Source organism: Alexandriicola marinus, from assembly GCF_004000435.1.
GTDB classification, from domain to species: domain Bacteria; phylum Pseudomonadota; class Alphaproteobacteria; order Rhodobacterales; family Rhodobacteraceae; genus Alexandriicola; species Alexandriicola marinus.
Genome location: NZ_RBVZ01000017.1, coordinates 14,164 through 30,104, shown reverse-complemented (window position 1 = coordinate 30,104; position 15,941 = coordinate 14,164). Strand labels below are relative to the sequence as shown.

The 15,941-nt window shown below is 62.0% G+C and carries 16 protein-coding genes; 11 read left to right on the top strand and 5 right to left on the bottom strand.

The features are described 5' to 3' along the window. The 5 genes from EP376_RS20940 to EP376_RS20920 all read left to right on the top strand — a co-directional run. A partial coding sequence (locus EP376_RS20940; RefSeq protein WP_127657464.1) for a TOBE domain-containing protein occupies positions 1-518 on the top strand: 518 nt, incomplete at its 5' end. Then, positions 515-2,164: an ABC transporter permease gene (locus tag EP376_RS20935; protein ID WP_127657463.1), complete on the top strand. Its 1,650-nt coding sequence runs from the start codon at positions 515-517 to the stop codon at positions 2,162-2,164. The genes EP376_RS20940 and EP376_RS20935, both read left to right, overlap by 4 nt. 8 nt (positions 2,165-2,172) lie before the next feature. Then, positions 2,173-3,132 carry a hypothetical protein gene (locus tag EP376_RS20930; protein WP_127657462.1) on the top strand — a complete coding sequence of 320 codons (960 nt, stop codon included), beginning with the start codon at positions 2,173-2,175 and terminating at the stop codon, positions 3,130-3,132. A 148-nt stretch (positions 3,133-3,280) separates the two neighbouring features. Beyond that, positions 3,281-4,162: a carbohydrate ABC transporter permease gene (locus tag EP376_RS20925; protein ID WP_127657461.1), complete on the top strand. Its 882-nt coding sequence runs from the start codon at positions 3,281-3,283 to the stop codon at positions 4,160-4,162. Beyond that, on the top strand, positions 4,159-4,965 hold the full coding sequence (locus EP376_RS20920; protein ID WP_127657460.1) for a carbohydrate ABC transporter permease: 807 nt from the start codon (positions 4,159-4,161) through the stop codon (positions 4,963-4,965). The genes EP376_RS20925 and EP376_RS20920 overlap by 4 nt, the downstream gene beginning before the upstream one ends. 155 nt (positions 4,966-5,120) lie before the next feature. Here EP376_RS20920 and EP376_RS20915 read toward each other — a convergent pair whose 3' ends face one another. Further along, complete coding sequence (locus EP376_RS20915) at positions 5,121-6,074, bottom strand: NAD(P)-dependent alcohol dehydrogenase (RefSeq protein ID WP_127657459.1); 954 nt, start codon at positions 6,072-6,074, stop codon at positions 5,121-5,123. Between the two features lie 403 nt (positions 6,075-6,477). Here EP376_RS20915 and EP376_RS20910 point away from each other — a divergent pair, with 403 nt between their 5' ends. Further along, on the top strand, positions 6,478-7,605 hold the full coding sequence (locus EP376_RS20910) for an NAD(P)/FAD-dependent oxidoreductase (RefSeq protein ID WP_127657458.1): 1,128 nt from the start codon (positions 6,478-6,480) through the stop codon (positions 7,603-7,605). Between the two features lie 386 nt (positions 7,606-7,991). Here EP376_RS20910 and EP376_RS23090 read toward each other — a convergent pair whose 3' ends face one another. Together EP376_RS23090 and EP376_RS20905 are read right to left on the bottom strand one after the other, a co-directional pair. Further along, positions 7,992-8,159, bottom strand: coding sequence for a hypothetical protein (locus EP376_RS23090; protein WP_164745020.1), 168 nt, complete (start codon positions 8,157-8,159; stop codon positions 7,992-7,994). 113 nt (positions 8,160-8,272) lie between these two features. After that, on the bottom strand, positions 8,273-8,704 hold the full coding sequence (locus tag EP376_RS20905) for a hypothetical protein (protein WP_127657457.1): 432 nt from the start codon (positions 8,702-8,704) through the stop codon (positions 8,273-8,275). A 109-nt stretch (positions 8,705-8,813) separates the two neighbouring features. Between EP376_RS20905 and EP376_RS20900 the strand changes: the two genes are divergently transcribed. Continuing rightward, positions 8,814-9,095, top strand: a complete 282-nt coding sequence (locus EP376_RS20900) for a hypothetical protein (RefSeq protein WP_127657456.1) — start codon at positions 8,814-8,816, stop codon at positions 9,093-9,095. Positions 9,096-9,448: 353 nt separating this feature from the next. Here EP376_RS20900 and EP376_RS20890 read toward each other — a convergent pair whose 3' ends face one another. Beyond that, positions 9,449-10,102 carry a hypothetical protein gene (locus EP376_RS20890; RefSeq protein WP_203341920.1) on the bottom strand — a complete coding sequence of 218 codons (654 nt, stop codon included), beginning with the start codon at positions 10,100-10,102 and terminating at the stop codon, positions 9,449-9,451. Positions 10,103-10,104: 2 nt separating this feature from the next. After that, on the bottom strand, positions 10,105-10,806 hold the full coding sequence (locus tag EP376_RS20885) for a hypothetical protein (RefSeq protein ID WP_127657454.1): 702 nt from the start codon (positions 10,804-10,806) through the stop codon (positions 10,105-10,107). 404 nt (positions 10,807-11,210) lie between these two features. Between EP376_RS20885 and EP376_RS20880 the strand changes: the two genes are divergently transcribed. From EP376_RS20880 to EP376_RS20865, 4 genes are read left to right on the top strand one after another with little or no spacing between them, the layout of a single operon-like run. Continuing rightward, the gene (locus EP376_RS20880) at positions 11,211-12,545 is read left to right on the top strand and encodes an NAD(P)H-dependent oxidoreductase (protein ID WP_127657453.1); all 1,335 of its coding nucleotides are present in this window, start codon (positions 11,211-11,213) and stop codon (positions 12,543-12,545) included. Continuing rightward, on the top strand, positions 12,535-13,551 hold the full coding sequence (locus tag EP376_RS20875) for a thiamine pyrophosphate-dependent dehydrogenase E1 component subunit alpha (RefSeq protein ID WP_238928835.1): 1,017 nt from the start codon (positions 12,535-12,537) through the stop codon (positions 13,549-13,551). The genes EP376_RS20880 and EP376_RS20875 overlap by 11 nt, the downstream gene beginning before the upstream one ends. Beyond that, the gene (locus EP376_RS20870; protein WP_164745019.1) at positions 13,548-14,564 is read left to right on the top strand and encodes an alpha-ketoacid dehydrogenase subunit beta; all 1,017 of its coding nucleotides are present in this window, start codon (positions 13,548-13,550) and stop codon (positions 14,562-14,564) included. The genes EP376_RS20875 and EP376_RS20870 overlap by 4 nt, the downstream gene beginning before the upstream one ends. After that, the gene (locus EP376_RS20865; RefSeq protein WP_127657452.1) at positions 14,564-15,865 is read left to right on the top strand and encodes an acetoin dehydrogenase dihydrolipoyllysine-residue acetyltransferase subunit; all 1,302 of its coding nucleotides are present in this window, start codon (positions 14,564-14,566) and stop codon (positions 15,863-15,865) included. Before EP376_RS20870 ends, EP376_RS20865 begins: the two co-directional genes overlap by 1 nt. The last annotated feature ends 76 nt before the right edge of the window (positions 15,866-15,941 follow it).

Sequence of the window (15,941 nt, the reverse complement as noted above, 5' to 3'; positions counted from 1 at the left end):
ATGTCACCCACGATCAGGAAGAGGCACTGGCGATGTCGGATATCGTCTGCGTCATGTATGGCGGGGTGATCCAGCAGGCGGCCTCGCCGCTCGATATCTACCAATCCCCCGCGAACCGTTTCGTGGCCACCTTTGTCGGGGCCAACAACTTTCTCGACGTGGCCAAGGATACCGGCGGCGTGCTGCGCCTGCGATCGGGTGGCGCGGCGGTCGGACAGGATGCCGGCACCAAATCCGCGGTCTGTGCGATCCGGCCGGAACTTCTTTTCGTGCGTCCGGGTGCGGCCACGCCGCAGGACAACGAGATCGTGATCCCCGCACGTCTGAGAGAAGTCAGCTTCATCGGGCGCGAGATGGAAGTCTTTGCCGTCACCGATGCAGGCGAGGACCTCAAGGCCGTGGCCCGCCCCGACCCGGCGGTGATTGCCCTTGCAGAAGGGGCGGATATCTCGCTCGCGGTCAATAAACGTGACCTTGTGCTGTTCGAAGATGGCCCAACAGGCGGGCGGCTGACATGAAGCTGCGCCGGCTCGATTTCTGGACAGGCGTGACGATCTCGGTGCTGGTCGCACTCGCGATCCTGTTGATCCTGCCGATCTTCCGGGTGCTTTTGCTTTCGTTCGTGGATGCCGACACAGGCAACTGGACGCTTGGCAATTATGTCGAGGTCTTTACCCGCAACTATTATCTCAACGGGTTCAAGAACACGCTTTTCGTGGGTGTTCTCGGAACGCTGGGGGCCTGCCTGATCGGCATCCCGCTGGCCTTCTTCACGGCGCGGTTCCACCTTTGGGGGCGGTCGTGGATATCGACGCTCGCGATCCTCGTTCTGGTGGCCCCGCCGTTCATCGGGGCCTATGCCTGGATCATGCTGCTGGGCGCCAACGGGGTGATCACGAATTTCTTTGAACGCTTCGGGCTGGAAATCCCCACGATCTATGGAGCGCACGGGATCATCCTCGTCTTTACGCTGAAGTTCTTTCCCTTCGTCTTTCTGATGACCCAGACCGCGCTGATGGCCGTCAACAAATCCTACGAGGATGCGGCAGAGAACCTCGGCTGTACGCCGTGGCAAAGGTTCCGGCTCATCACCATGCCGCTGGTCTTCCCGGCGGTCAGCACGGGGGCGATCATCTGCTTCGTGCTGGCGATCGCCGATTTCGGAACGCCCGCGATCCTCGGGCGGGGCTTCCGGACCCTCTCGACCATCGCCTTCGCCGCCTATCGTTCGGAATTGGGCGGGCTTCCGACCATGGCAGTCACGGTTTCGATGATCATGATGGCAATCTCGATGATCGCGCTGTTCGCCCAGCGCCGGATCCTGTCCAAGCGCCGCTATGCCAGCAGCCTGACCAATCTGCCCGTCCGCAAACAGTTGACCGGCTGGCGCAATCTGGCGGTTCATGCGTTTTGCCACGGCGTCGTCCTGGTAGCGATGCTTCCGACGCTGGTCGTGGTCTATACCTCGTTCCTCAAGACCAACGGCCCCGTCTTTGTCGGTGGCTTCGGGCTTGAAAGCTATATCCGCATCCTCGATGACGCGCCCGAGGCCATTGCCAACAGCTTTCTCTTCGCGACGGCTGCGGCGCTCCTGATCACCGGGGCGGCCAGCCTTATCAGCTATGTGATCGTGCGGCGCGAGACACGAGCGGCGGGCGCGATCGATTTCCTGATGATGGTGCCCTATCTGGTGCCCGGCGTCGTGATGGCGATCGGCTTCGTCACCACGTTCCGGACCGGGCCGCTGGGCGGGCTGGGGGCGGCCACGATGCTGATCCTTCTCTATTTCATCCGTCGTCTGCCCTATGGCGTCCGCTCCACTACATCCAGCCTCAGGCAGGTCAAACCGTCGACCGAAGAGGCGGCAATCAGCCTCGGCGCGCCGCCGCTGACGGCTTTTCTGAAGGTCACGGTGCCGCTGATCCTGCCCGGCATCATCGTCGGCGCGCTGATGGCGTTCATAACGGGGATCAACGAATTGTCCGGAACGCTGATCATCTACGATTCCGGAACCATCACGATGCCTGTGCGGGTCTATCTTGCCGTGCTCGATGGGGAGTTCGGGCTGGCCGGTGCTCTCTCCACGCTCCTGTTGATCTCGACGGGTCTTTGCGTCTTTGCCGTGTTCCGCTTTGCCGAGAACCGGACCTCGGCCTTTCTCTGAGGGCCGCCATGCGTATCGAGGTCATCAACCAGTCGAAGTACCGACACAGCCTCAGGCCCGGCGATGACGTGCCGCTGATCCTGCCCGGCGCGGTCTATGGGGTCTTTGACGGCGCCACCGACGCCCGTGGCACACGGGTCGACGGGATCGGCGCGGGGCGACTGGCGGCCGAGACCGTGGCGCGCGCGATGGCACGCCTTGCCGCAGAACCCGATGTCCGCAGCTGGCCTGCCGAGCGTATCGTAGAGCACCTGTCGCAGGCCTTGGCCGACCGGACCGCGCCGCTGGGGCTTCCGATCCCGCCGTCGACCACGATGGCGGTCGTCCTCGACTGCGGCAGCGACTGGCGGTTCCTGCTGTTGGGCGACAGCGGGATCCGTCTGAACGGCTCCGAAGTGCTGCTGCGAGAAAAGCTCATCGATACGGTCTCGACCCTTGGCCGTGTGGCGGTGTTCCGCGATCTGGCGTCGCGGATCGCCGATCCCGATGACGTCGAGGCCGCGGCGCGCGAGGCAATCCTTCTGGGCTTCGATCGCGCAGTCGAGACAGGAATGATGCCGCGCGCCCGCATCGAAGAGATCATCACCGATGTGATCCGGGAAACCGGGCTCGAGAAGCATGCCGATCTGGTAGAGGGCTTTCTGAGAGGCGGCATCCAGGTGCAATTCCACTTCGGCAATGCCGATGGCAATCCGCTCTGCTTTGATACGCTGAACGGAAACCGTCCGCTCTTGGGTGAAACCATCGACGTGACGTGCCCCAAGGCGGGGCTGAGCAGTATCGAGATCTTCACCGACGGCTACGTGGCCATGCCGGCCCATGCCAGTGTCGCGGCATGGGAGGCGGCCTTCGAGGCGGCGGAGAGCCAGGATTTCCACAAGCTCGACCGATACGCGGGCGTCAAAGGCTCCACCAGCCGCGAAGTCTTTGACGACCGGACGGTGATCGTCATGGGGGACCTGCAATAGGCAGGCCCCTCCGTGCCGGGATCCCGGCCGACATTCCTGACCGCCGGTCAGGTCACCTGCCGGATCGTGTTGAAGTTCCTTGGTGATCCGCGGTCGCACGACGTTATCAAAGTTGACAATTCCCGACCAAGAGAGACACAAGGCCTGCATGAGCACTCAGCGCGACCGCAAAGAAAATCTGGCTGCTCTTCCGCTGGTCGCGCCCTTCGTGCTCGTCTATGCGGCGCTGTTCGTCTACCCGTCCCTCGAGATGCTGGTCACCAGTTTCACCGACGGCGCTCTTACGAAATCCGGTGACTGGGTCGGGCTGGAAAACTACGCGAAGCTGTTTCGGGACAGGTATTTCGGCGCAGCACTCCGCAATACGCTGTATTTCGTCGCGTTGACGGTCGTGCCCGGGGCGATGTTCGGGCTTTTGCTTGCGCTGGTGGTCAACAATCTCAAGGGTTACTGGCAGGCCATTGCGCTGTCGGTCTTCTTCGTCCCGTTTATCCTGCCGGTCTCGACCGTTACCGCGATTGCCAATCTGCTGACCGACACGGCCAACGGTCCCCTGGGGGGCCTCGTCACCTCGCCGAACGGGACGGTTATCCCGGTCTGGCGCAGTGCCACGTGGTTCATGCCCGCTGTGGCCGTTCTCACAATCTGGTGGACCGTGGGCTTGAACGTTCTCCTGTTCCTCGCCGGTCTGCGGACAATTCCGCGCGACATCTACGAGGCAGCGGGACTTGACGGAGCCGGTCGCTGGGCCGCCTTCAGATACCTGACCTGGCCCCTGCTCAGGCCCATCACGATCCTGGTGCTGACGATCCAGCTGATCTCGCAGATCAGGGTATTCGATCAGATCTACCTGATGGCATCTCAGGGACCGGGGCGGTCCGCCACTGTCCTTGTCCAGTACATCTATTCCGTGGCCTTCCAGCGCAATCAGGCGGGCTATGCCTCAGCGGTGGCGGTCGCGCTCTTTGCGCTTGGCGTCGGGGTTGTCGTGCTCCAGTTCCAGCTGTTGCGCCTGAGGCGAACAAGATGAACGCGACATGGATCAAGCGGTTGGATCTGGCCGGCATGGCGATCCTGATTGCCAGCCTCGTGCTGGTCGTTATCTGGGCGTTCCCGATTTTCTGGGCATTGCTCTCCACGGCGACACCCGCGGAAACGGCGGGCGGGTTCTTTCGCACCTATGCGAATGTCCTGTTCACCACGGATCTGGGGCGATGGTACCTCAACTCGATCGTGACCTCTGGCGGCGTCACGATCATCGTGATCGCGATTTCATCGGCTTGCGGCTACGCGATATCGCAGATCGAATTCACCGGACGCAGACTTCTCTGGCTTCTGATCTTGGGGAGCTTCATGATCCCGGTGCAGGCCCTGATCGTGAACCACTTTTTCCTCGTCTATCAATGGGGATTGCTGAACACATGGCTTGGCGTGATCCTCCCCCAGCTGATCGCGCCGATTGCGGCGATCGTCTACAAACAGTTCTTTGACGCCATCCCCCGGGAATTCGGCGAAGCCGCCTTCATCGATGGCGCCAAGCATTGGCAGATATTTCTGAAAATCTATCTGCCGATGAATTGGGGGGTCACCCTTGCGCTGGCAATCATCGTCTTCATCGGCGCGTGGAACGCGTTTCTCTGGCCGTTTCTGGCTGTCACCAAGCCAGAGTTGATGAACGTGACGGTCAGCATTGCCGAAATCCGGTCCTACGGGGTCAGCGGACTGGCTGCCGCAATGATGGCGGGCCTTCCCGTTGCCGTCATCTATCTGCTGTTCCAAAGGCGGATCACGGATGCGATCACCATGTCTGTCGGCATCACGAGCGACAAGTGACGTGCATTCCTTGCGGTATGCGACAGCCTGTCTGTCCTGAAAGTCGCTCCCCACAAGCGACCGGCGCGCGACCAAGGGCGGGGCGAGGGACCACGCGATGATGCGGTCCGGGGTTCCGCCGACGGGCACAACCCCCGACGCACAGTCCGGGCGGCTCAGGGACGAATGACCAGCTTTCCCCTGACCTCTCCACGTCCTGTTCGGCGCAGGGCTTCGGGCACCTCGGCAAGGGGAAGGACGTCTTCGATCACCGGCGCGATCCTGCCCTCGACCGCCATCTGCACCACGCGGCTCGTCAGGTCCCGGCCGCTGGGGACGATCAGAATGCCGATGCGCTTGCCCGCCAATCGATAGGGCACCCCTCCGATCAGAAGCGAAAGAAGTGTCCTGACAGAGCCCCCGGCGGCCTGATAGGTCCCCCCATCGGAGAGGCTTGCCGCAATCCTCACCGGGCCGCGTGTCGCGACCATATCAAGGATACGACCCCACCTCTTGCCGCTGGTGGCAAAATCGTGCTTCGCGTAGTCGATGACGTCATCGGCGCCCAGCGCGTGCAGCCAATCGAGCTTGCCGGCATTGTCGACGCCCGTCACATGCGCGCCGGCCGCCTTGGCCAGTTGCATCGCCATCGTGCCGGACCCGCCACCCGCCCCGTTGATCAGGAACCGATCGCCGGCAGACAGGCCTTGCGTCCCCGCAACCGCGATCCCGCCCGCCTGCGGAAGGCACGCCGCCACCTCGTCCGAGAGCGCATCGGGCACCGGGACGAGGTCTGCGGCAGGCATACAGACGTATTCCGCGAAGCCACCCCGCGTCATCACCGCGTCGCCCACAAGACGCGCACCGACCGAGACCCCCTGCACCTCCGAGCCGAGCGCATCGACAGCCCCAACGATATCCGACCCCAGCACGCTGCGCCGGGGTCGCAGCAAACCGCCCGCCAGCCTCGCATAGAAGGGTGCGCCCACGAGATATTCCCAGTCAGAAAGGTTCACCGCACAGGCCAGAACCTTCAGCCTGACCTCCCCCGCTGCCGGAACAGGGAGGGGAATGTCTTTGAGGTGCAGAGCATCAGGCCCGCCATATCTGGTCTGAACAATCGCTTTCATGCACACCTCCGACGCCTCTCCGGCGGTTTCCAAACAGCGGCTCTAATCCGTGCGTCTGGTGTCCGGTGACTGTCGCCCCAAAGGGGCGTGATCACCGTCATAAGTAACGCCGCGCCCTTATCGCACAAACGGCTGGCAATCTGCCCGTCGGGCCTGCGATGGGCGAGTTCGGGTCTTGAGCCACATCTCCGACGCCTCCCGGTTTCGACGATCCAGCCTAGCAGGTGCCGCGAACCGTTCCCACTGCGCAGGCGCTGCTCCGGGCCGCGAGCCCGGGATGCCGTTGGACCAGAGGCGCAATCGGCCCTATCTAGACCATTGTGCACATCGGTGGGGTTGGTCTTTCTGCGGCCTGTCATGACCCGGTTCTGAACTGTGCCACCGGCAATCACGGGAGCCGATCTTGGAGTTTGATTTCGAGGCCATCGTCATTGGCGCGGGAGCGGTTGGCCTTGCCTGCGGCGCCGCGCTGGGCAAAGCGCTTGGTCCGACGCTCGTCCTCGAACAGTCGGACGCAATCGGCTCGGGGATCTCATCGCGGAACAGTGAAGTCATACACGCCGGGCTCTACTACCCGACCGGCAGTCTCAAGCACCAACTCTGCGTCCGTGGGCGCCGGATGCTCTATGATTATCTGGATCAGGCCGGGCTGCCCTACCTGAAATGCGGCAAGCTGGTCGTCGCGACAGATAGCAAGGAACTGGAGGGCATCGAAGCGCTGGCCCGGAAGGCCACCGCGAATGGTGTCGAGAATATTCGCCTGATCGACCGGTCCGAGGTCGCGGCACTGGAGCCGGAAGTCACCGCGACGGGTGCGCTCTATTCGCCCGAGACAGGGGTCTTCGACAGTCACGCCTACATGATGGCGCTGTCGGCCGAGATCGAGGAGACCGGCGGCCATATCGCGCTTCATACGCCGTTTCAGCGTGCTGAACGCCTCAAAGGCGGGTTCCGCGTGTCGACGGGCGGGCCTGACCCGACAGAGGTCAGCACCCGTATGCTGGTCAATTCCGCGGGCCTGTCGGCACCGGCCGTTGCGGGGGCGATCCCGGGCTACCCCGCGGAAGCCATTCCCGAGTTGCGGTTTGCAAAGGGCAGCTATTTCGGGCTGTCAGGCAGGCCGCCGTTCCGGCATCTTGTCTATCCGGCGCCGGTCGACGGGGGGCTTGGCGTGCACGCCACGCTGGATCTCGGGGGCCGCGTCCGCTTCGGGCCGAATGTGGAATGGTTGGGGCCTGAGACGACGGTGGAAGGGCTGGACCTCGCCGTGCGCCCCGAACAGGCAGCGGCGTTCTGTTCGGCCATCCGCCGATACTGGCCGGGCCTGCCTGACAACGCCCTCTTTCCCGATTACGCCGGTATTCGGCCCAAGCTGAGCGGTCCGGGCGAAAGCCCGGCCGATTTCCGCATCGACACGGAGGCCCACCACGGAATACCGGGGCTGGTCAGTCTGTTCGGCATTGAAAGTCCCGGCCTGACCGCGTCACTCGCAATCGGCGACATGGTCAGTTCCTCCCTAAGGGAGCGCTGATGCCGCATAGACCGCAGGCTCACGCCTGACATGGCTTCGCCCGAGGGAAAACCTTGAACAAGAGACGGCGGGTTAGGTGAGGGAATCCGACGACGAGTGAGGACCATATTGATCAAGAGGCATTTGATGCGATCAAGGCGATTGATCACCTCAGATGATCCTGCTGCCCTGTATGATCTCATCTAACTGGACTGGCATGGGTCAAGCGCTTTTCTTGAGTAAAACGGCAACCGGTTGACCCCGACTTAGCGGTGCTGGCACGGTCATTGCGGCATCATGGCGGCGTTCGCCGTCAGCACCCGCAGAATTTCAGGCCCTTCCAGCAAGTCCATATCGCTGCGGGAATCCTTGCACACCCGTCGCAGCATGGCCTCTGCTCATGGCCATCACCGCACCCGAAGCGAATTCCCGAAGTTTCGGGTTGTGGCGTGCCGCGCGCACGAACAGAGATCACTGAAGTCCTCCAGGATCGCCGGATCAAGCGCGATGTCGTAGATGCGATCAAGAATGGAGTCCCGATCCACGCCCGCATCAGACTCTTCGGCGTCTTTCATGAAATACAAGGGACCCTAAACACTCTCCATCTGGCCTTGGAGGAAGGGGTCACTCAAGTCAGCCATTCCTTTCGCTCGCCCGAGGCGACCCCTGCAGACCCCTCCAACGGCTATCACGAGACTGAAACCCCGATCAGAGCGCCCCTCGGGCAATGCGGGCGGCCTCGGCGAGGCGCGACAAAGATCAGGTCATTGCCATGCCCGACATAGGGCAGATGCGCGATTTCCAGATGATCGAGTAGGAAAAGCGTGTCGTCGTTGGTCGATTGCAGGATATGGGATAGAGGTGCGTGGAAACTGACGCTGGGTAAGTAAAACCCGACCGGCCGGGTGTCGAAGACAGCGATCCGAACGGGAACGCATCTTTGCCTTGCACGCACCGTGCCTCGAACGCTCTCCCCTGGCCGCCAGTCAAGCGCAGGGATGGCCGCCAATATCTTGCCCTGTTCCCGCCCGCTGCTATCGGGCATCGGCACCACACACATTGCGGCGGGCACCCCGCCGCCCCGGATCGCCGACACCTCGAAGGTTGCGCTTCGGATCATTGGTCCTCGCCTCCAGCATCCTACTGGGCGAATGCGGACCCGGTCATCGTTTCGCCGTCTTGCCGTGCTTTGCTTCGCGCGTGTCAACGACCGGATGGCGATGTTTGCAATGATTGAGACCTGCTCAGAAACGGTGTCCCTGCTGCGCGCGCTCACGCTTGGCGCGGGCGAGGCCTGCGTCGAGATTTCCCTGCCATCGCTCATCAGTGTGCTGGTGCCGTTCATCGCAAGTGTGCTGGTTCTGCAATGGCTTGCACGCCGGGTCCTGTTCGGACCACCGAAACGGCGGCCCGATCCTACCGACCGAACCTTTCTGCGCACCGGTCAGGTTCTGCCGAGGAATACCGATCAGGCAAGAGCCCCCCGAGGCGAAAAGACGACGCTCAACTGACCGACACGTGACCTGTCGAACGGATTGGCGCATGTCTCGATTTGCCCAGACAGAAGATGCTTGGGTGTCGGCAGCCGAATTCGAATTCGTCTGCACTGGATCAGGATCACCGTCCTGTGTCCTGCGCGGAGACTGCGCCACTCGGCCGGAACGGCGGCAAATCTTTGAAAGCTTCGCATGCGACGGAACCGAAGCATCACAATGTCTCGCAGTCGGCGTGGCCGGTGCGAATTCCCGGCACGATTAAAGCAGACCTTCTGCCTCTTGTCGGAGCGTCGCTCTTTCAGATCGGCAGCGCGGGACCCGCGTTCAGCTGACAAGACCACCTTCGGGAGTGGGGGATTTCGATAGTGCTAATGTCCACCATCGTCAGGAACTTGCGAGGGTGCCGCACCAGACTTGCCGGGGCCGATCGGTTTGGGTGACCTGCCTTTGCCAGATCGCGCAAGCTTTACCCTGAAAATCTGCGGAAAGGCCCATTCAGGCTCATCGCCGGCAAAGAGGTCAAGGAACCCGATCGCGCGCGACGGATCCTCTTGAGCATTTTCCCGAAAACTCCACCAGGTCCGGATCTCGGTCATCAGATCGCTGAGGTTCTGCTCTTCATGATAGTCCGATTGCAGCACCAGCCCCCGCACATTCAGACAGAACGCAACATAGAGATAGCCTTCAGGCCAGAAATGGGCGGGGTTCGACATATCGGCTTGATTGGGCAAACCCTCTGATACGGACGGTTGATGCCGCAAGAGCGCTCGCAACATCAAACCCGCAGCAAAACCCACATAGGCCGTATTGTCACGGGGGTCTTCCGGCTTCTGTGCCTCGAAATCCTTGAGCCAGTCAGCAAAGACACGAGTCAGTTTCTTTTCGTCGGTCCGGTATCTGTTGCCGGTCTCCTCTTCAGTCGTGTGAATCTGATGCTCATACGCCGCGAGGAACCAGCGCAGCCTTTGCGCAGCCTTGTGGAGTTGAACATCGTTGTGAGGAGGTATGGTCAGGTTTGTCATCATCATAGGTGTCGTGCCATATCTTTGAACCGGCCGCCCAGCGCCTCTGGGGCGTCGGTGTTTGGGGGAATGTCGTCCCAGATGGCCTGCGTTAGGCTGAGCGACATGTCGAGCAACCGCCGCTCCTCCGCCTCGGTCGCTGCCGGCTCGGCCAACAACCAGACAAGAGCCGAGGCAAGAAGGACGCTCGCATCATTTAGAACATTGTCGCCCGTCTCTGTCGCAAGGCCCGGCATTCTGCCGATCGCGCCTGATTTCAGAACCTTCAAGAATATCAATGCAGACCGGTCGGATGAACTGGCGGAACTTGGCGACGGTATGCCCCGAAGAGACGACGCGGCAATCGATTCACTGAACATCACGTGTCGCAGGGAGGCCTGGCTGCGGTGCGTGTGATCCCATGCGAAGCCCAGGCAACGCGCGCAGGCCCCGGCACCTTTCGCGCTGTGGTTTCGAGCCTGAACAAAGCCCCGAGCGGGCACGAGCACCTGCGCATCCAAAGTCTCGGAGAATTCGAAGTGTTCGACCAGATCGAGCGTCGAGCGAACGACCCTCCACGCCGGATCAGGGAGCATCGGCGCCGCCGATTCCAGAAACTCCTCCGTGTTCTCCGCTACGGCAGAAACACCGCGGCGAATGTCCCTGAACGGTGCCCGCAGGTATGCCGGTATCTCCGGCCTGGGACCATGTTCAACAAAGATCACGACAAACTTCCTCCATCGCGGCGTCCCTCCTTCATGACCTGAAGACCGCCCTGCCTTCTAGCGACCAGAGCCGGTTCGGCTCATCCGTGCTTCCGGTCCTGGACCGCGGCTCGATTTGTTCCGGCAAATCTCACTGACGCTGCCAATTTGAACAATTGTCATACTATATACTATAATGAACAAATCAAGAGCCGGATGGAGCCTTCAGCTCAAGACGAAGGTTGCATGACGATCGTGCAGAATTTGCTAAATTCGGTGAGCACCCAGGTCAGCAGGTTCCGGAAAGCAGGCTCGCCTTGCCTCTTTGATGTGGACATTTATATTGCATATATAACAAAAGTTCACTATTCCACGGGACATAGCCACTGACCCCGTGTCGACGCCACAGAAAGGTTTCGCAGAAAATGCCATCCAACATCGCCCTGACTGGCCTCGCGAGAGATCTCGCGGCCCGCGCCGCAGCCGGAAAGCCGGTCCGAATCGGCCTGATCGGTTCCGGTGAAATGGGAACTGATATCGTGACCCGGGCCGCCAAGATGGACGGCATCGAAGTGGCCGCGATCTCGGAGCTGAACGCCTGTGCCGCGCACAAGGCCGTAGAGATTTCGCACCGTGAAACCGGCCACAGCCGGGACGCATCAACAGCGGACGACATCAACGCCGCCATCGAAGACGGAAAGACCGCGATCACCGACAACGCCGACGCCCTTCTGGAATCCGGCCTCATCGACGTCGTGATCGATGCAACGGGCGTTCCGGCAGTCGGCGCCGAGATCGGCATGCGCGCCATGGAGCGCGGCAAGCATCTGGTGATGATGAATGTCGAGGCCGATATCACCATCGGCGCCTATCTGCGCCGCGAGGCCGATCGCCTCGGCGTCATCTACAGCCTCGGCGCGGGTGACGAGCCCTCATCCTGCATGGAACTCATCGAATTCGTCTCGGCCATGGGACACCGCATCGTCTGCGCCGGCAAGGGCAAGAACAACCCTCTCAATATCGATGCAACGCCTGACGCCTACACCGAGGAGGCGGAATCGCGTCACATGAACCCCCGATTGCTGGTGGAATTCGTCGACGGCTCCAAGACGGCAGTGGAAATGGCTGCCATCGCAAACGCCACCGGTCTGATCCCGGATTGCGACGGCATGCACGGGCCTGCTGCCGGCCCCAAGGAACTGGCCAAGGTTCTGATCCCCAAGAAGGATGGAGGCATCCTGTCGGATATCGGTCGCGTGGATTACTCGATCGGCAAGGGCGTCTCGCCCGGCGTCTTCGTCATCGCCGAGGCCGAGCATCCGCGCATTCACGAAAGGATGCGGGATCTGAAGATGGGCGAAGGCCCCTACTTCGAATTCATCCGCCCCTATCATCTTACCTCTCTCGAGGTGCCGCTGACCTGCGCCCGGATCGTGCTTTATGGCAAGGCCGACATGGTGCCGCTCGACAAGCCCGTTGCCGAGGTCTGCGCGATCGCGAAGCGCGACCTCGCTGCAGGCGAGACGCTCGATCAGATCGGTGAATATACCTATCGCGCCTGGGCTATGGAAGTCTCACGCGCGCAAGCCGCCCGCGCCCTGCCTGCCGGAATGCTGACCGGCGCCGTGGTCACGGCACCGATCCGCAAGGGCGAACTCATCACCGCAAAGAACACCAAACTCCCCGACACCAAGCTCGTCGCGCTGCGAAAGCGGCAGGACGAAATGCTCTACGGCAAGGATCTGCTCAATGTCCATTGATATGACTGAGGATAGCAACGTTCCCTACGCAATCCGCACCTATCCGCCGGAAAAGCTCAAGGATGCGCTGCGCAAGATGTACCTGATCCGCAAGTTCGAAGAGGGCGCAGAGGACAGCTACACACGCGGGCTCATCCACGGCACGATGCACCTCTGCATCGGACAAGAGGCCAGCAGCGTCGGCACCTGCCTGTCCCTGACCGATTCCGACAAGATCACCTCGACCCATCGCGGACATGGCCATTGCATCGCCAAGGGCGCGGATGTGGCCAAGATGTTCGCAGAATTCTTTGGCAAGGAAACCGGCTATTGCCGGGGCCGGGGTGGCTCGATGCACATCGCCGACCCCTCCAAGGGCAATCTGGGCGCAAACGGTATTGTCGGTGGCGGGCTTCCGATCGCTGTCGGCGCCGCCCTGTCGGCCAAGCGGCTAGGCCGTGACGATGTCACGATCTGCTTCTTCGGTGACGGGGCGAACAACGAAGGCGCCTTCCATGAATCGGTGAACATGGCGGCCGTCTGGAAGCTGCCTGTCGTGTTCGTCTGCGAGAACAACAAATACGGCATGTCGACTTCGATAGACCGGTCGACATCCGTCAAGTCGATCGCGGATCGAGCGAAAGGATACGACATTCCGGGCGTCTCGGTTGACGGAAACGACATCTCCGCGGTCGCCGAGGCGATTGAAACGGCGGTGGCGCGTGCCCGCGCCGGAGAAGGCCCCTCCCTGGTTGAGAACGTGACCTATCGCTGGCGTGGACATTCGAAATCCGACCGGAACCGCTACCGGACGAAAGAAGAGATCTCCGACTGGATGGAGCGTGACCCGATCCCGCGCTTCGCCGCCGACCTGGTCTCCCACGGCATCCTGAGCGACGCCGAGGTGGCGGAACTCGACGCCGACACGGACCGCGAGATCGCCGAAGCCATCGACTTTGCCCGAAGCGGGCCGGATCCCGACATCTCCGCGCTGACCCGGGATGTCTATACGGAGACTGCAGCATGAACACGCACGCAACGATCGAAGCCCCGACCCGTGAACTGAGTTATGCCGAAGCGATCCGCGAGGCGATGGATATCGCTCTCGGTTCAGACGAGGCCGTCGTGTTGATGGGCGAGGATATCGGCGTCTATGGAGGTGCCTTTCAAGTAACCGGCGACCTTGTCCACAAATATGGCGAGGACCGCGTAATCGACACGCCCATCTCTGAACTGGGCGGGGCCGGTGTCGCCGTTGGCGCCGCGCTAACCGGCCTCAAGCCGATCTTCGAATTCCAGTTCTCGGATTTCGCGGCGCTTGCCATGGAACAGATCGTCAATCAGGCCGCCAAGGTCCGCTACATGCTTGGCGGCGCAGTCTCGGTTCCGGTCGTCATGCGCTTTCCCGCGGGTTCCGGCACCGGTGCCGCCGCGCAGCATTCCCAAAGCATCGAAGCCTGGCTCGGCCATGTGCCCGGCCTGAAGGTCGTTCAGCCCTCGACCCCGGAGGACGTGAAGGGCATGCTTCTTGCCGCGCTGGAAGACCCTGATCCGGTGATGATCTTTGAACACAAGATCCTCTACAAGATGAAGGGCCATGTCCCCGAGGGCTACTACACCACGCCGATCGGCAAGGCCGCCATCCGGCGTGAGGGCAAGGACTTGTCGATCGTCGCGACGTCGCTGATGGTCCACAAGGCGCTGGCTGCAGCCGAAACACTGGCTGGCGAAGGCATAGATGCCGAAGTCATCGACCTGCGCACGGTGCGTCCCATGGACCGCGAGACTGTCCTGAACTCCGTGCGGAAGACCGGACGGCTCGTCTGCGTCTACGAGGGGGTTAAGACGCTCGGCATCGGCGCCGAGATTTCCGCCATGGTGGCAGAAAGCGATGCCTTCGATTTCCTTGATGCGCCCATCATCCGCCTTGGCGGCGCGGAATGCCCCATCCCCTACAACCCGGAACTCGAAAAGGCGGCGGTGCCCCAGATACCCGACATCCTCGAGGCGGCCCGGGCCATCGCGAAAGGACATGTATAATGCCCGTAGAAGTCATCATGCCAAAGGTCGACATGGACATGGCGACCGGCAAGATCATGTCCTGGCATGTGGGCGAAGGCGAAGCGGTCACAAAGGGTGCGCCGCTGTTCGACATCGAAACCGACAAGGCCGCTATGGAGGTCGAGGCGCCCGATAACGGCATTCTCCACCATACGGCCCCCGAAGGCACCGAGGTTCCGATCGGACAGGCGGTAGCGTGGCTCTATGCGGAGGGCGAGGCCGTCGGGGAGCAGCCCGCACCCTTCGCAGCGGCCAAGACGCCGGAGCCTGCCCCCTCGGACGAGCCGGTCGTGGCGGACATATCCCACCCGGAACCAGACGTCTCTGCCCTGCCGCAGTTTGCGCCCGCGCCGATCGCTGCCGACCGGGCCCGTGCCACCCCCAAGGCCCGTGCCATGGCACGCAAATCCGGACTTGATATCAATGCCTTGCATGGCAGCGGTCCACTGGGACGTATTCAGGCGGAAGATGTTCTCTCGGCCTTGCAGACCGTTCCTGCGATGGTTGCGGCGCCCGGCTTCTCTGCAGAAAACGGGCCCCTGTCCGTTACCCGTTCGCGCGGCGGCACGGGAACGCCGGTTGTGCTGATCCACGGCTTCGCCAGCGACGCCCAAAGCTGGGCACCGCTTGAAGCACATCTGAAACATCGCCCCCTTGTCCGGATCGAGCTGCCGGGCCATGGCAAATCACCCAAGCTGAGGATCGCGGACTTCGCCGCGCTCTCCCGGACGTTGCGGCAATGCTTCGACAGCCTTGGCCTTGAGAACGCTCATCTTGTCGGCCACAGCCTCGGCGGCGCGCTGAGCCTTGCTCTGGCCGATACCCGGCCGCGGTCCGTGGCCTCCCTGACGCTGATCGCGCCGGCGGGGCTCGGCCCCGAGATAAACGGGGCCGCCCTGTCGGGCCTCCTGAAGGCTACGCGGGCCGAAAGCCTCGGCCCGTGGTTGAAAGCCCTTGTCGCAGACGAAACCCTGATCACGGATGCCTATGTCAGACTGGCCATGTCAGGACGCAGCGAACCGAACCTGCGTCACGCGCAGAGCGCACTTGCCGATGTTCTGTTTCCAGATGGCGTGCAGGCCTTCGATCTGCGTGCGGCGCTCGACCGTATCGAACGGCCGACCAGGATCATCTGGGGCAAACAGGATGGGATCATCCCGTGGAAGCACGCTTTCGGAGCGCCCGGACATGTCGCCCTTCACCTCTTCAAGGGAATTGGTCACATGCCGCAGATCGAGTGTGCAGACGCCGTGGGCTCGATCCTGAAATCGGCAGTCTGAACTGACACGGCGGGGATCAAGTCCCCGCCGGTTCTCCGGATACTGAAAGCGACCGATCTACTTCCAGTGAAGTGGC

What these genes read in the sequence shown, in the direction of transcription:
- EP376_RS20880 (WP_127657453.1), top strand. Translation starts at nt 11,211, where the DNA reads ATGCCATCCAACATCGCCCTGACTGGCCTCGCGAGAGATCTCGCGGCC.
- EP376_RS20925 (WP_127657461.1), top strand. Translation starts at nt 3,281, where the DNA reads ATGAGCACTCAGCGCGACCGCAAAGAAAATCTGGCTGCTCTTCCGCTG.
- EP376_RS20930 (WP_127657462.1), top strand. Translation starts at nt 2,173, where the DNA reads ATGCGTATCGAGGTCATCAACCAGTCGAAGTACCGACACAGCCTCAGG.
- EP376_RS20900 (WP_127657456.1), top strand. Translation starts at nt 8,814, where the DNA reads ATGATTGAGACCTGCTCAGAAACGGTGTCCCTGCTGCGCGCGCTCACG.
- EP376_RS20865 (WP_127657452.1), top strand. Translation starts at nt 14,564, where the DNA reads ATGCCCGTAGAAGTCATCATGCCAAAGGTCGACATGGACATGGCGACC.
- EP376_RS20870 (WP_164745019.1), top strand. Translation starts at nt 13,548, where the DNA reads ATGAACACGCACGCAACGATCGAAGCCCCGACCCGTGAACTGAGTTAT.
- EP376_RS20935 (WP_127657463.1), top strand. Translation starts at nt 515, where the DNA reads ATGAAGCTGCGCCGGCTCGATTTCTGGACAGGCGTGACGATCTCGGTG.
- EP376_RS20915 (WP_127657459.1), bottom strand. Translation starts at nt 6,074, where the DNA reads ATGAAAGCGATTGTTCAGACCAGATATGGCGGGCCTGATGCTCTGCAC.
- EP376_RS20920 (WP_127657460.1), top strand. Translation starts at nt 4,159, where the DNA reads ATGAACGCGACATGGATCAAGCGGTTGGATCTGGCCGGCATGGCGATC.
- EP376_RS23090 (WP_164745020.1), bottom strand. Translation starts at nt 8,159, where the DNA reads ATGAAAGACGCCGAAGAGTCTGATGCGGGCGTGGATCGGGACTCCATT.
- EP376_RS20905 (WP_127657457.1), bottom strand. Translation starts at nt 8,704, where the DNA reads ATGATCCGAAGCGCAACCTTCGAGGTGTCGGCGATCCGGGGCGGCGGG.
- EP376_RS20875 (WP_238928835.1), top strand. Translation starts at nt 12,535, where the DNA reads ATGTCCATTGATATGACTGAGGATAGCAACGTTCCCTACGCAATCCGC.
- EP376_RS20890 (WP_203341920.1), bottom strand. Translation starts at nt 10,102, where the DNA reads ATGACAAACCTGACCATACCTCCTCACAACGATGTTCAACTCCACAAG.